Below are 13,546 nucleotides of genomic sequence, written 5' to 3'. Positions count from 1 at the left end.
CGTGCACACGCACCGGACGCCCGGGAGCGCCTCCCGTAGTGTTCCCACCGTGTACGAGGACGCCCGCCACTGGTTCCTGCGCGCCGGCGAGCGGGGCAACACGGCCACCGCGGTGCATGCCGACCACGACGGCGAACCGGCGTGGTCGGAGGGCAACCTCGTCGTGCCGATCGTGCACGGCGCGCCGTACTTCGCCCGGCTGCACGAGGAACTCACCGCGCTGGAGCCCGGCGACCGGGTCTGGTTCACGGACTGGCGCGGCGACGCGGACGAGCGCCTGCTCCCCGACGGGCCGACGATCGGGGAACTCCTCGCGGACCTGGCCCGAGGCGGTGTCGAGGTCCGCGGCCTGGTCTGGCGATCGCACGGCGAACGGATCTCCTCGCCGATCAGCGGCAGGTCGAACGAGCTGCTGGGGCGCGAGGTCAACGACGCCGGCGGCGAGGTGCTCCTCGACCAGCGCGTGCGGGTGTTCGGCTCGCACCACCAGAAGTTCTTCGTCATCCGGCACCGCGACGACCCGGCGCGCGACGTCGCGTTCGTCGGCGGGATCGACCTCTGCCACAGCCGGCGGGACGACGCCGACCACGCCGGTGACCCGCAGGCGCTCTCGATGGACCCCCGCTACGGCGACCGACCGCCGTGGCACGACGCCGCCCTCGAACTCCACGGACCGGTCGTGGCCGACGTCCTCGCCGTGTTCGCCGAGCGGTGGGACGATCCGCACCCGCTCGACCACCGGGACCCCTACCGGATGCTCCTGCAGCGCCTCGCACGGATGCCGCGGCACCCCGAGCCGCTGCCGGAGACCGCACCCCCGCCGCCGCCCGCCGGCACGCACGCGGTCCAGCTCCTCCGCACCTACGGAGTGAAGCGCCCGGCGTTCCCGTTCGCCCCCGCCGGCGAGCGGAGCGTCGCCCGGGCGTACACGAAGGCGTTCGAGCGGGCGCGGCGACTCATCTACATCGAGGACCAGTACCTGTGGTCCACCGAGGTCGCCACCGGCATCGCGGACGCGCTCGAGCGGAACCCGGACCTGCACGTCATCGTCGTCGTGCCGCGCTACCCCGACTCCGACGGTCCCCTCGCCGGACCACCGAGCCGCATCGGGCAGCTCCGAGCCGTGCGGGCCCTGCAGCGCACCGCCCCGGACCGGGTGGGGGTGTTCGACCTCGAGAACACCGCCGGAACCCCGATCTACATCCACGCCAAGATCTGCATCGTCGACGACACCTGGATGACGTGCGGGTCGGACAACTTCAACCGCCGATCCTGGACCAGTGACAGCGAGCTCACCTGCGCCGTGGTCGACGGAGCGGCGCGGCCAGACGACGGCCCGGACTCCTCCTTGCCGCGTGACCTGCGCCTCCAGCTGTGGGCGGAGCACCTGGGGACGACGCCCGACGACCCCCGGCTCCAGGACCTGACCGGCGGACTCGCGCTGTGGAAGGCCACCGCTCGTGCCCTCGACCACTGGCACGAGGACGGCGAGCCCGGACCGCGGCCGGTCGGACACGTCCGGCAGCACACGCCCGAGCCGATCTCGGCGGTCCAGCGGCTCTGGGCCGGAGCGGTCGCGCGGCTGGCGGTGGACCCGGACGGGCGGCCGCGGCGGCTGCGGGGCACCACGCGGTTCTGACCGGTCAGGCTCCCGCACCGTCCCCGCCGCCGGCCACCGCCCCTCCGCCTGCCACCGCCTCTTCGTCCCCCTCCCCCTCGGCCCCCTCCGCCTGCTTCCGACGGCACCGCTGTCGAACGACACCGGCGATGACGCTTCTCGCGCCGCGCGTCGGGTGTCCGAGCAGGCGACGACTCCCCCGCTGTCGAACGACACACGTGCAGTCGGAAGGAGGCGGGAGCCACGGACGAGCCGGTCCGTCCCGTGGCCGTGGTTGTATGACCGGATGCGCCTCCACGTCGACGAGCGCGGCAGCGGACCGGACACCGCCGTGTTGCTGCACGGGATGATGGGCTCCTCTGAGAGCTGGTGGCGTGTCGTGCCGTTGCTCACCGATCGGGGGTACCGCGTGCTCACGATCGATCTGCCGGGCCACGGGCTGTCGGAGCGGGACCCGCACCTGACCGTCGAGCGTGCCGCAGCGGCCGTCGTGCACGCCGTTCGCGCGACCTCGCAGCGTCCTCCGGCGCTCGCGATCGGCCACTCCTTCGGCGGTCTGGTCCTGGCTGCCGCTGTGCAGGAGCTCCGCCCCGACTGGACCGTGTACGTGGAGGCCCCGTTCAGCAGCCGCGGCGGCTGGGACCGCGCCACGGTCGAGCTGGAGTACGAACGTGACCGACGTGAGCGGACCGTCCAGGGGCTCCGCGCCTCCCGGCCGTACTACGGCGACGAGGACTGCGTCGTCGAGGCGCGCGCTGCGGAACGGTTCGACCCGGCAACGGCGGCATCCGTCGCGGCTGCGGCCGGCGGCACCTGGATGCCCGAGCGCGGGTCGATCGTCGTGCGGGCGGAGCCGAGCGACGTCGTCGACGACGAGCTCGTGGAGCTGCTCACCGCCAGCGGTGTCGCCGTCCGCGGCGTCCCGGGAGCAGCGCACGCGCTGTGGTACAGCCACTTCGACGGGTTCGTCGGGGCACTACCCGAGGTGTTCGGGCCCGCCTGATCGCGTGCCGCATCACCACCCCCGGCACCACCCCGGGGTGGTGCCCCAGCCGCGCGGGGATCGCGAGGCTTGCCGCATGACGATCACTGACTGGCTCATCGACGGCACCCTGCTCGGACTCGTGGTGCTACAACTCCGCGGACGACGGCTCGGCATCGTGCAGCTCCTCCTGCCGATCGCACTCGTCGCCGTGGCCGTGCTCCACTACGGGCACGCACTCCCGACGACCGCGAACGGGGTCCTCCTCGTCCTCCTCGGACCGGCGGTGGGTGTGACGCTCGGGATCGGCGCCGCGGCTCTGACGCGCGTCTGGCGGAAGGACGGTCACCCGTTCGCCCGGGCCACACCGGCGGCAGCCGCCCTCTGGGTGCTCGGCATGGGGTTCCGCCTGGCGTTCCAACTCTGGGCGAACTCGGCTGCCGGGCAGATGCACCTCACCACCTTCAGCGTCGAGCACCGGATCGAGGAATCGGCGTGGGTGGACGCGCTCCTGCTGATGGCCGTCGGTGAGGTGCTCGGGCGGACGGTCGTGCTCTTCGTGCGGGGCCGCATCGTCGGAGCCCGGCGTCGGCCCCAGATGATCGGAGTGTGACTCGTGCGGTGGCAGCGACCCTGCCCTCACAGGCGACATCGGAGCGGTCGCGCCTCGGCGATCCGGACGCCGTGTGCCATCAGCACGACACCGACCGCTCCGGCTCGGTCACCTCAGGAGTGGTCGCGCGCCTGCAACACGACGATGTGGTCATCCGTGACGGAGTAGACCAGCCGGTTCGGGGATCAGGCCTCCGTGTGCCCGAGGTCCGCGGAGCCCCGGAACACCGCATCGCGGCGGGCGGCGGCACCGAGCTCGAACACGACGACCTCGTTGCGGCCCGCGCGGACGACGGGCGCCGGCACGTACAGCGTCCGCTGGGGGCCACGCGACCAGTACCGCCCGAGGCAGAACCCGTTCACCCAGGCGACGCCCTTGCCGAACCCGTCGAGCGCCAGGTGCAGGTCCCGCACGGCGTCGAGCTCGACGGTCGCGAGCGCGAACGTCGGCCCCGCGAGCGTCGGGGCCGGGTCGGGCCGGGCATCGCGGAGCGCGGCGACGACCGGGAGGGCCGGGGCCGGCGCCGTCAGCACGGCCCCTTCCGTCATGTGCTCGCCGAGCGGGCCGTCCGCGACCTGGGGCACGTCGGCGGCGGGCTCCGCAGCCGGGGACACGGCAGCAGGCTTCGCGGCACCGTCCGACGGGTGATGGCCGAGCGATGCGACGGCGGCGGGGACGGCGGACGCGGGCTGCGGGACGGACGCGTGCCGGGCCTCCCGGCCGTCCGCGGGCCCGGCGACGGCCGCGACCAGGTCGAGCGGCGTGACGGACCACCGGGCCAGCGGGACGCCGTCGACGGTGACCGGGCCGACCAGGCCCTTGGGCTCCCCGATGCGGACGCCGTAGTCGACGCGTCCCTGGTCCTCGACCAGGACATCGAGCACGGCGCGGCCCACCGGCGGCAGGACGAGCGCGTGGTCGTGGTGCTCGCGCTCGAGGACGCCCACCGGTCGCCCGTCGAGGAACACCTGGGCGCGGTCGCGGACCTCCTCGACGGTGAGGACGCCGCCCGCGGGCAGGTCGACCTCGGTGCGGTAGAGCACGAAGCCGGCGCCGCTCCCGAGTGCGTCGACGGTCGGGACGTCGTCGTGGTGCGTCCACGTGGCGATGTCGTCGACGGTGCTCCAGAGCGACAGGGCACGGTCGAACCGGATCGCGACGTCGGGCACCGGGGCCGGGGCGGGCGCGTCCGGGGCGAACCCCGGCGGCAGGTCCGGCACGGGCGCGTACCGCTCGATGACCGATCGGTACGCGTGGAACTTCGGGGTGGGCAGCCCGGCCTCGTCGAGCGGTGCGTCGTAGTCGTAGCTCGTCGCGATCGGTCGGTAGACGCCCTTGTCGTTCGCACCGTTCGTCAGGCCGTAGTTCGTGCCGCCGTGGAACATGTAGACGTTGACGGACGCCCCGGCGGCGAGGAGTGCGTCGAGTTCCCGGGCGGAGTCGGTCGCCGAGGTCGTGTGGTGGTGTTCACCCCAGCTGTCGAACCAGCCGTCCCAGAACTCCGAGCACATGAGCGGGCCGGTCGGCTGCACACGTCGGAGGGTCGCGAGTCGCTCGGACGCGCGGGACCCGAACGAGCCGGTGGCGTGGAGACCCGGGATCGTGCCGTCCTCGAGCATCGTGCCCATCGGCTGGTCGACGCTCGTGAACGGAACGGTGAGCCCGATGTCGCGGTGCATGGCGAGCAGCGCGCGGAGGTAAGCCGGGTCCGAGCCGTAGGCGCCGTACTCGTTCTCGACCTGCACGAGCACGATCGGGCCGCCGGCGTCGATCTGCCGGGGCACGAGCACGGGGGCGAGCCGCTCGAGGTACGCCTGCACGGCCGCGAGGAACCGGGGCTCGTTCCGGCGCACGCCGACGTTCGCGTCGGCGAACAGCCAGGACGGCAGTCCGCCGTTCGCCCACTCGGCGCAGATGTACGGGCCCGGGCGGACGATCGCGTGCATGCCCTCGGCCGCGACGAGGTCGAGGAACCGGCCGAGGTCGAGCCCGCCGGTCAGGTCGAAGGTGTCGGGCGACGGCGCGTGGGCGTTCCAGGCGACGTACGTCTCGATGGTGTTGAGGCCCATGAGCCGGGCCTTGTGGATCCGGTCCGCCCACTGGTCGGGGTGGACGCGGAAGTAGTGGAGCGCTCCGGAGAGCACGCGGTGGGGTTCGCCGTCGAGCAGGAAGTCGTCGGGGCCGATGGCGAAACGCATGAGCGTGCCTTTCTTCGGATGGGAGGGGACGGTGCCCGGGCGACGCGCGCCCGGGCACCGTTCGGTCACTTGGACGAGACCGTGAAGCCCTGCTGCTTGCCGTACTTGACGAGCTGGCTCTGCCAGGACTGCAGGCCGCTGTCGAGCGACGTGTTGTTCTGGTAGGACTGGCCGACCGTGTCCGCGAAGACGCTGTTCGCGTAGACCTCGTAGGGCAGGTAGGTGAAGCCGGACTTGACGTTCTTCGACGCGTCGACGAGGACCTCGTTGATCTTCTGGCCACCGAAGTACGACGGGTTGTCGTTGAGGAACGACGACGACTCGAGGTCGGCGGTGGTCGACGGGAACCCGCCGGACTTGGCGAAGATCTTCGTGCTCGCGCTCGACGAGTTGAGCCACTTGAGGAAGCCCGCCGCGAGCGCGGGATTCTTCGACTGCTTCATGACGACCTGCGAGCTGCCCCCGTTGTTCGCGGTGACGGCCTTGCTGCCGTCGTAGGTGGGCATCGGGGCGACGCGCCAGTCACCGCTGCCGGCCGGGGCGCTCGCCTCGAGGTTGCCGGGCATCCAGGCGCCGGTGATGAGCGAGGCGATCTGGCCGTTGCCGAGCTGCTTGAACCAGTCGTCGCTCCAGGCCGGCGTGGTCGAGAGGAGTTTGCCCTGGACGAGCGGGTTCCAGGTCGACGTCCACTTCTTGCTCCCCGCGTCCTGCAGGTCGATCGAGACCTTCGTGCCGTTCGTCGTGAACGGGGTGCCGCCGGCCTGCCAGATCATGCTGGTCGCGAATCCGGGGTCGCCGTTGTCCGCGGTGATGTACTCGCTGGGGTTCGCCGCGTGCAGCTTCTTGGCGTCCGCGACGTACTCGCTCCACGTCTTCGGGACGGCGAGGCCGTACTGGTCGAAGATGCGCTTGTTGTAGAACAGCGCCATCGGGCCGGAGTCCTGCGGCAGACCGTAGATCTTGCCGTTCATGGCGACCGAGTCCCACGTGCTCGCGGAGTACTTGCCCTTGAGCGAGCCAAACCCGTACGAGGTGAGGTCGGCCAGGGAGTTCGACAGCGCGAACTGCGGGACGGCGAAGTACTCGACCTGCGCGACGTCGGGCGCGCCCGAGCCGGCCTTGATCGTGTTCTGGAGCTTCGTGTACTCGTCGGTGCCGGTGCCGGCGTTGACGAGCTTGACGTGCACCTTCGGGTACGCCTTCTCGAACGCGGCGACCTGGGCCTTGGCGGACGGGGTCCACGACCAGTACGTGATCGTGCCGCCCTTCTTCAGCGCGGCGGAGACGTCGCTCGCGCTGCCGCCCGAGGCCGACGAGCTGCCGCTCGCGCAGCCGACGAGGGCGACCGCGGCGGAGACGCCGATGGCGACGGCGGCGAGGCCGCGCCGGAGACGCTTGTGCATGGTGATGCCTTTCACTTCGTTGTGGATCGCAGGGGTGCGGTGGTGCTGGGTGCTGCCCCGGGCCTCCCGGGCGACGGGGCGGGGAGTCACGCCTTGACGGACCCGGCCGCGAGGCCGGACTGCCAGAAGCGCTGGAGGAAGAGGAACGCGGCGACGATCGGGATGATCGTGAGCAGCGAACCCGTGACGACGAGGTTGTAGATCGGCTGGGCGGCGGCGCCGGTGGCCTGCGCGTTCCACTGGTTCAGGCCGACCGTGAGCGGGTACCAGCGGGGGTCGCTCAGCATGATCAGCGGGAGGAAGTAGTTGTTCCACGTGGCCACGACCGCGAACAGCAGCACCGTGACGACGCCGGGCATGAGCAGTCGGAGCCCGATCGTGAAGAAGATCCGGAACTCGCCGGCACCGTCCATGCGGGCGGCCTCGATGAGCTCCATCGGGATGGCGTCGATCGCGTACGTCCAGATCAGGTAGAGCCCGAACGGACTGATGAGCGACGGCAGGATGATCGCCCACGGCGTGTTCGTCAGGCCGACCTGCGAGAACAGCAGGAACGTCGGGACGGCCAGCGCCGTGCCCGGGATCGCGACCGCGCCGAGCACGATGGCGAACACGGCCCGGCGGCCGGGGAACGCGTACTTCGCCATGCCGTAGCCCGCGACCGTGGCGAGGAGCGTCGCCCCGCCGGCACCGACGACGACGTAGAGCAGGGTGTTGCCGAACCACTGCAGGAAGATCCCGCCGTTGTAGGTCAGCGTGTCGTGCAGGTTCTGGATCAGGTTGAAGTGTCCGCCGAACCAGAGGCCGAACGTCGACAGGAGCGACGACTGCGTCTTCGTGCTGTTGATCACCAGGTAGGCGAGCGGCGCGAACGAGTAGACGGTGAACACCACCATGACGGCGGTGAGCAGCCCGCTCCGGCGCGGCCTGGGCGAGCCGGCGCCGATCCGGCGACCCGGACGGGAGGCCCGGGGAGCGCGGGCACGCGGGTCGCGGCCGCGTGTGCCCTCGGTCGCGATGGTGACGGGCGGTGGGGTCTGGACGGCGCTCATCGGTTCTCCGCTCGCGTGCCGCGCACCTGGACGACGTAGGCGATCACGGCGGTGATGACACCCATGACGATCGCGACGGTGGCGGAGTAGTTGAACTGCTGACCGCTGAAGGACAGCGAGTAGGCGTACATGTTCGGGGTGAATGCGCTGCCGATGACGTTCGGGGCGAGCGTCTTGAGCAGGTTCGGCTCGTTGAAGAGCTGGAAGCTGCCGATGATCGAGAAGATCGTGGCGATGACGATCGAGCCGCGCAGCGCCGGGATCTTGATCGACATGATCGTGCGGAGCGGCCCGGCGCCGTCGATCTCGGCCGCCTCGTACAGCTCGGTCGGCACCACCCGGAGCGCGGAGTAGAAGATCAGCATGTTGTAGCCGAGGAACTCCCACGTGACGACGTTGCCGATGGATGCGAGGACCCAGTGCGGGCTGAAGGGTTCGAACAGGTCGATGCCCAGGGCCTTGTTCGCGGCGCCGGTCAGGCCGAACTGGTTGCCGTAGATGAAGCCCCAGATGAGCGCGGCGACGACACCCGGCACCGCGTAGGGCAGGAACACCCCGATGCGGAAGAACGCCGAGCCGTAGAGGCGACCGCTGTCGAGTGCGAGTGCGGCGACGAGTGCGAGGACGAGCATGACCGGCACCTGGACCACGAGGAACAGGACGACGCGCAGGAACCCGGCCCAGAACTTGGCGTCCTGGAACAGCTGCAGGTAGTTGGCGAACCAGACGAACTGGTTGCCGCCGATGAGCTGGTCGCGGAACAGGCTGAGCCAGAGGGCGTAGCCGATCGGCACGATGAGCATCGCGACGAGCACGATCATGAACGGCGCGACGAACAGCCAGCCGGTCCAGCGTTGGCGGGCTCGGCCCTTGCCCCGGGCGCCGCCACGGGTGCCGTTCCGGCCGCCGGGTGACGTTCCCCGGCGCGCGGTGATCGCGGTCATACGACTCCTTCGTCCAGACGGTGCTCCGCGTATGTTGACGTCAACATCGCGCGGTTCACCGTAGCATGGCAACGTCAACATGCAAGCGCCGACGCAGAATCGTGACCAGAGGCCCGGTTCGTGCGATGATGCGGCCGAACGAGGTGGACCCGGCCGATCGCGGCGGGCCAGGAGGGGACCCCGATGAGCACGGAGACCCCGTCCGAGATCCGCAAGGCCCCGTCACTGGCCGCGGTCGCGCAGGCCGCCGGGGTCTCGATGCAGACCGTGTCCCGCGTCGCCCGCGGGTTCGACAACGTCAGCGACGACACCCGGGAGCGCGTGCGTCGTGCGATGGCCGAGCTCGGGTACCGGCCGAACCGTGCCGCCCGGGCCCTCCGCTCGGGGCGGTTCCGCACCATCGGGGTGATCCTGTTCACCCTGGCGTCGTTCGGCAACATGCGGACGCTCGAGGCCATCGCCGAGGCCGCGGGCGCAGCCGACTTCACGATCACCCTGCTCCCGATGGCCCGGCGCACCGAGGCAGGGGTCCGGTCCGCGTTCACCCGGCTGTCCGAACAGGCCGTGGACGGTGTCGTGATCATCATCGAGTCGCACGTGCTCGACGCCGCCGAGGTCGCGCTGCCCGACGGCGTGCCGGTCGTCGTGGTCGACTCCTCCGCCACCGCCGAGCACCCCACGATCGACACCGACCAGGCCGAGGGCGCCCGGATCGCCACGCAGTACCTGCTCGACCTGGGCCACGACACCGTCTGGCACGTCAGCGGACCCCGCGCGTCGTACTCCGCCATGCGCCGGGAGGCCTCGTGGCGCGCCACCCTCGAACGGGCCGGGCGTCCCGTACCCGACGTCATCCGGGGCGACTGGACGACCGACGCCGGCTACACCGCCGGGCAGCGGATCGCCGCCCGGCCGGAGATCACCGCCGTCTTCGCCGCGAACGACCAGACCGCGCTCGGCATCCTCCGCGCGTCACACGAGGCCGGGCGTGCCGTTCCCGGGACCCTGAGCGTGGTCGGGTTCGACGACATGCCCGAGGCCGACTCGTTCTGGCCGCCCCTCACGACGGTGCACCAGTCGTTCGACGAGGTCGGGCGGCGCGCGGTGTCCACCCTGATCGCCGAGATCGAGGGGCGGTCGGCGCCCGACCACGGGGGGCTCGTCCCCGTGTCACTCGTGGAGCGGGCGAGCGCAGCGCCGCCGAACCGCTAGCCGCCCTGCGTCCCGGTTCTCGAGAACGCCGCCTGTTCCCGACGCTCCCGCTGTCGTTCGACATCGGTCGAGTCGCCTGACGCGGCTGCATCCGACGCATGCGTCGACGGTCCCGCGGTCGTACGACAGTGGCACCGTCGGATGTCACGGAAGCCGGGCAGCCGGACGACGGGTGCCCTCGCTCAGCCGAGCACCTCGGTCAGGAACGGGTTCCGGAACCGCCGCTCGGGGTCGACCCGGTCGGCGAGCGCCGCGAACTCCCCGAGGCGCGGGTAGACCGCGTGGAGCTGGTCGGCCGGCATCGCGGTGACCTTGCCCCAGTGCGGCCGGGCGTCGAACGGGGCGAGCGCCGCGTCGATCAGGGGCAACACGGCCGCGACGCCCTCGGGGTCGCGGTGGAACGTGAAGTGGAACGCGACCGAGTCCCGCTCGCTGCTCGGGGCGAGCCACGCGGTGTCGGCGGCGACGCGACGGATCTCGGAGACGTAGAGCACGGGCGCCATGGCCTCGCCGATGCCGCGCAGGGCCTGGATCGCGGGGACCGCGTCCGACGCGGGCAGCAGGTACTCGCACTGGATCTCGGCACCGGCACTCGGGGTGAAGGAGGATCGGAAGTGCGGCAGCCGCTCGTGCCACGGGCCGGGCACGCCGGCCTGCTCGGTCACGCCGGCGTTGTCGGACCCGGGGACGGGGTGCAGCGGCGAGGTCGAGGGCATGGCGCCGAGGTCCTCGAGGTCCACGACGGGGTCGTCGCGCTCGACACGGCGCTTCGTCCACACCTGCCGGATGCCGTCGTGGATGTACCCGGTGAACATGCTGACGCTGTACCCGGCGGACATGATGTCCTCGAAGCGGGCGTCGACGACCTCCCACGGCAGGCCGGTGTGGATGCGCTGGGCCACGTCGAACCGGGGCTCGATCGCCAGGTGGACGGCGGTGACGACGCCGAGTGCGCCGATGCCCACCCGGTGGGCGTCGAGGTCGGGGTGGTCGGCATCGAGCACCTCGACGTCGCCGGACGCACGCACGATCTCGACACCGACGACGCTCGACGCGAGCGACGCGTTCCGGACGCCGGATCCGTGGGTGCCGGTCGCCACGGCGCCCGCGACGGAGATGTGTGGCAGCGATGCGAGGTTGGCGAGGGCGAACCCGGCCTCGTCGAGGGCGGCGGCAGCCCGCGCGTGGGTCAGTCCGGCGGCGACACGGGCGACCCGCCGCTCGCTGTCGATCTCGATGACCTCGGGCATCGCGCCGAGGGCGATCTGCACGCCGTCGGTGTCGGCGACGAGGTTGAAGGAGTGCCGCGAGCCGAGCGCCGTCACCCGGGGGTTGCTCGTGACGGCGGTGCGGAGCTCGTCGAGGGTGGTCGGCCTGACCACCTCGCGAGCCCGGTAGGTGACGTTCCCGGCCCAGTTCGTGCGGAGGTCCGCGCCGGTGGTCTCGATGGTGCTCATGCCGCTCCTCCGCGGGTCGGGCGTCGCGGGTGAGCGCTCACCCGCGGTGGTGCACACGGTAGTGCAGCCGCTCCGACGCTCGCCACCCTGACCGCCACACGTGGAGGAACGTCGCGGCCGGCGCGGTCGCGGTGACGGTCGGAGGCCAGGAACAGCGTTTCCTGGATGATCGCCGCCGGTCTCCGCTCATCACGGACAGGCGGGGTACGCGCTCAGCGCTCGTCCCTACCATCGGGGGCGCACCGCACACCCCACACCATGACGCCTCCTCCTCTGAACACCACCATCCTCGAACGGCAGCTCCGCTCGAGGCTCCTGTCGAGCGCGGACCGACTGTTCGACCGGAGCGGGTTCGGGCCGGTGTCGGTGGGGCGGATCGCTCGTGACGCCGGCCTGCCGCTCGAGACGCTGCGGCGCGAGTTCCCAACGAAGCACCAGCTGGTCGTCGCCGTCATGGAGGCCCGGCACCGTTCCTGGGTCGCCGACCTGACCGCCGCGGTGTCCGTGTTCACCGACCCGCGTGACCAGATCCTCGCCGTGTTCTCGTACCTCGAGGCGACCTTCCGGCAGCGCTCCTACCGCGGTTGCGCCTTCATCAACGGCTACGGGGAACTCGGCCGGCGGAATGCGGACGTCGCGCAACTGGCGGACGAGCACCTGACCTGGTTCGAGCGGTACCTGGCCGAGCTCTGCGACCGGGCGGGGCTGCCGGGTCACCTCGCGCACGCCGTGTCCCTGCTCGCCGAGGGCGCGCAGGTCGAGGCGGCCATCCACGGGTCGGTCCGTCCCGCGTCGTCCGCTCGGTCAGCGGCCGCGATGCTCATCGCCGTGTACACCGTCGAGGGTCACTGAGGCGCTGGGCCCGTCGGAAGGGCCGTGCGTCCTCCCGGGGCGATGGCCGGCTGTGCGGCCCGTCCGCGCTCTTCGGACAGCGCCGACGAATTGTTTGCATGCATGTGCGACACTGCGCGCGGTGGATGATGACTGACGACCGCGCATCCCGCGTGCGCAAAGACCTCCGAGGAGCCGACCTCGACGAGGCACGCGACGTACTCGCTGCGGAGTACGCCGGAGCATCGTGGCGCGCTGAACGCACCGTGGACGACTTCGACTTCCGGTACAGCGTCGTCGGCGACGACCACCTGACGTTGCGGAACGTCCGCTTCCACGGCCGCCTCGAGGGCGAGATGCCGCGCGGGGACGACTACGTGGTCCAGTGGATCACGTCCGGTACGGGCAGGCTCGACCTGGGGCGCGACGAGGTCGACCTCCTGCCGAACCGGCCCCGCATCTGGCCGTCGGACCGCCCCTTCCGGTTCGCCTTCGAGGACTACGACCAGAAGCTCGTGCAGATCAAACGAACCACCGTCGAGGAGGTCGCGGCCGAGCGCGGGCTCGACGCGCCGACGGTCCGGTTCGACCACACGGCGGAGCCGAGCGACGGGGCGATGCAGCTCTGGCGGGACACGGTGTCGCTCATCTCGAAGACGGTCCTGGACCGCGAGGCCAGCCCGCTCCTCCAGGCCGAGATGGGTCGGCTCGGAGCGGTCTCGTTCCTCGAGCTGTTCCCGCAGCAGACGGACGGGCTGCCGCGCGATCTGCTGCTCCCCCGGAACGCGCACATCCGCCGCGCCGTCGAGTACGTACACGAGAACGCGCACCTGCCGATCACGAGCACCGACCTGGCGCAGGAGGCCAACCTGAGCCTCCGGGCGCTGCAGCAGGCGTTCCAGCGCCAGTTCGACGTCACCCCGAACACGTACATCCGGGAGGTCCGCCTCGACCGGGTGCACGCGGAGCTCCGTGAGCGGAGTGCCACGACGACGACGATCGCCGAGGTCGCCAACCGCTGGGGCTTCCTGCACCTCGGCCGGTTCTCGGCGGCCTACGCGGCGCGGTTCGGGGAGTACCCGAAGGAGACCCTCCGGCACTGACCGGCCCGCTGCCGGCACCGCGGGAGCCCGGCGTCGGCCCGGGAGCCACCCGCGCTCGTGGGTCCACACGCTCGCGCGCCTGCGTCCCCGCGGCACGCTCCGCGAGCGGCGGGCGTCGTCGCGCCCGCCGCTC

The 13,546-nt window shown here is 71.6% G+C and carries 11 protein-coding genes; 6 read left to right on the top strand and 5 right to left on the bottom strand.

From position 1 onward, the window contains the following. Positions 1–49: 49 nt before the first annotated feature. The 3 genes from DEI94_RS00980 to DEI94_RS00970 all read left to right on the top strand — a co-directional run bounded on the left by DEI94_RS00980 (position 50) and on the right by DEI94_RS00970 (position 3,213). A complete protein-coding gene (locus DEI94_RS00980) occupies positions 50–1,639 on the top strand; it encodes a phospholipase D family protein (RefSeq protein WP_111027500.1) in 1,590 nt (529 codons plus the stop codon). 265 nt (positions 1,640–1,904) lie between these two features. After that, entirely contained in the window at positions 1,905–2,621 is a 717-nt protein-coding gene (locus tag DEI94_RS00975) for an alpha/beta hydrolase (protein ID WP_111012080.1), read from the top strand. A gap of 76 nt (positions 2,622–2,697) precedes the next feature. After that, positions 2,698–3,213 (top strand): hypothetical protein, encoded by a 516-nt coding sequence (locus DEI94_RS00970; protein WP_111027343.1) that lies wholly within the window; start codon positions 2,698–2,700, stop codon positions 3,211–3,213. Positions 3,214–3,398: 185 nt separating this feature from the next. On the opposite strand, the gene DEI94_RS00965 is transcribed toward DEI94_RS00970, so the two are convergent. The 4 genes from DEI94_RS00965 to DEI94_RS00950 form a co-directional block, all read right to left on the bottom strand. Beyond that, positions 3,399–5,411 (bottom strand): glycoside hydrolase family 35 protein, encoded by a 2,013-nt coding sequence (locus DEI94_RS00965; protein WP_111027342.1) that lies wholly within the window; start codon positions 5,409–5,411, stop codon positions 3,399–3,401. A gap of 65 nt (positions 5,412–5,476) precedes the next feature. Next, positions 5,477–6,814, bottom strand: a complete 1,338-nt coding sequence (locus DEI94_RS00960) for an ABC transporter substrate-binding protein (RefSeq protein WP_111011215.1) — start codon at positions 6,812–6,814, stop codon at positions 5,477–5,479. Positions 6,815–6,900: 86 nt separating this feature from the next. Continuing rightward, the gene (locus DEI94_RS00955; protein WP_111011214.1) at positions 6,901–7,866 is read right to left on the bottom strand and encodes a carbohydrate ABC transporter permease; all 966 of its coding nucleotides are present in this window, start codon (positions 7,864–7,866) and stop codon (positions 6,901–6,903) included. Further along, positions 7,863–8,810 carry a carbohydrate ABC transporter permease gene (locus DEI94_RS00950; protein ID WP_111027341.1) on the bottom strand — a complete coding sequence of 316 codons (948 nt, stop codon included), beginning with the start codon at positions 8,808–8,810 and terminating at the stop codon, positions 7,863–7,865. Before DEI94_RS00950 ends, DEI94_RS00955 begins: the two co-directional genes overlap by 4 nt. A 183-nt stretch (positions 8,811–8,993) precedes the next feature. Between DEI94_RS00950 and DEI94_RS00945 the strand changes: the two genes are divergently transcribed. Continuing rightward, complete coding sequence (locus DEI94_RS00945) at positions 8,994–10,022, top strand: LacI family DNA-binding transcriptional regulator (protein WP_111011212.1); 1,029 nt, start codon at positions 8,994–8,996, stop codon at positions 10,020–10,022. A 182-nt stretch (positions 10,023–10,204) separates the two neighbouring features. On the opposite strand, the gene DEI94_RS00940 is transcribed toward DEI94_RS00945, so the two are convergent. Continuing rightward, positions 10,205–11,479: an FAD-binding protein gene (locus DEI94_RS00940; RefSeq protein WP_111027340.1), complete on the bottom strand. Its 1,275-nt coding sequence runs from the start codon at positions 11,477–11,479 to the stop codon at positions 10,205–10,207. A gap of 258 nt (positions 11,480–11,737) precedes the next feature. Here DEI94_RS00940 and DEI94_RS00935 point away from each other — a divergent pair, with 258 nt between their 5' ends. Then, positions 11,738–12,331, top strand: coding sequence for a TetR/AcrR family transcriptional regulator (locus DEI94_RS00935; RefSeq protein ID WP_181436138.1), 594 nt, complete (start codon positions 11,738–11,740; stop codon positions 12,329–12,331). A 128-nt stretch (positions 12,332–12,459) separates the two neighbouring features. After that, positions 12,460–13,413, top strand: coding sequence for a helix-turn-helix transcriptional regulator (locus DEI94_RS00930; RefSeq protein ID WP_181441862.1), 954 nt, complete (start codon positions 12,460–12,462; stop codon positions 13,411–13,413). Positions 13,414–13,546 lie beyond the last annotated feature (133 nt).

It is taken from the genome of Curtobacterium sp. MCBD17_040, assembly GCF_003234805.2.
In the GTDB taxonomy this organism is placed as follows: domain Bacteria; phylum Actinomycetota; class Actinomycetes; order Actinomycetales; family Microbacteriaceae; genus Curtobacterium.
This window is presented reverse-complemented; position numbering and strand designations above follow the sequence as displayed.

Excerpts from the sequence above, each read along its gene's own strand:
- DEI94_RS00930 (WP_181441862.1), top strand. The coding sequence starts at position 12,460 with ATGACTGACGACCGCGCATCCCGCGTGCGCAAAGACCTCCGAGGAGCC.
- DEI94_RS00960 (WP_111011215.1), bottom strand. The coding sequence starts at position 6,814 with ATGCACAAGCGTCTCCGGCGCGGCCTCGCCGCCGTCGCCATCGGCGTC.
- DEI94_RS00945 (WP_111011212.1), top strand. The coding sequence starts at position 8,994 with ATGAGCACGGAGACCCCGTCCGAGATCCGCAAGGCCCCGTCACTGGCC.
- DEI94_RS00975 (WP_111012080.1), top strand. The coding sequence starts at position 1,905 with ATGCGCCTCCACGTCGACGAGCGCGGCAGCGGACCGGACACCGCCGTG.
- DEI94_RS00955 (WP_111011214.1), bottom strand. The coding sequence starts at position 7,866 with ATGAGCGCCGTCCAGACCCCACCGCCCGTCACCATCGCGACCGAGGGC.
- DEI94_RS00965 (WP_111027342.1), bottom strand. The coding sequence starts at position 5,411 with ATGCGTTTCGCCATCGGCCCCGACGACTTCCTGCTCGACGGCGAACCC.
- DEI94_RS00935 (WP_181436138.1), top strand. The coding sequence starts at position 11,738 with ATGACGCCTCCTCCTCTGAACACCACCATCCTCGAACGGCAGCTCCGC.
- DEI94_RS00940 (WP_111027340.1), bottom strand. The coding sequence starts at position 11,479 with ATGAGCACCATCGAGACCACCGGCGCGGACCTCCGCACGAACTGGGCC.
- DEI94_RS00970 (WP_111027343.1), top strand. The coding sequence starts at position 2,698 with ATGACGATCACTGACTGGCTCATCGACGGCACCCTGCTCGGACTCGTG.
- DEI94_RS00950 (WP_111027341.1), bottom strand. The coding sequence starts at position 8,810 with ATGACCGCGATCACCGCGCGCCGGGGAACGTCACCCGGCGGCCGGAAC.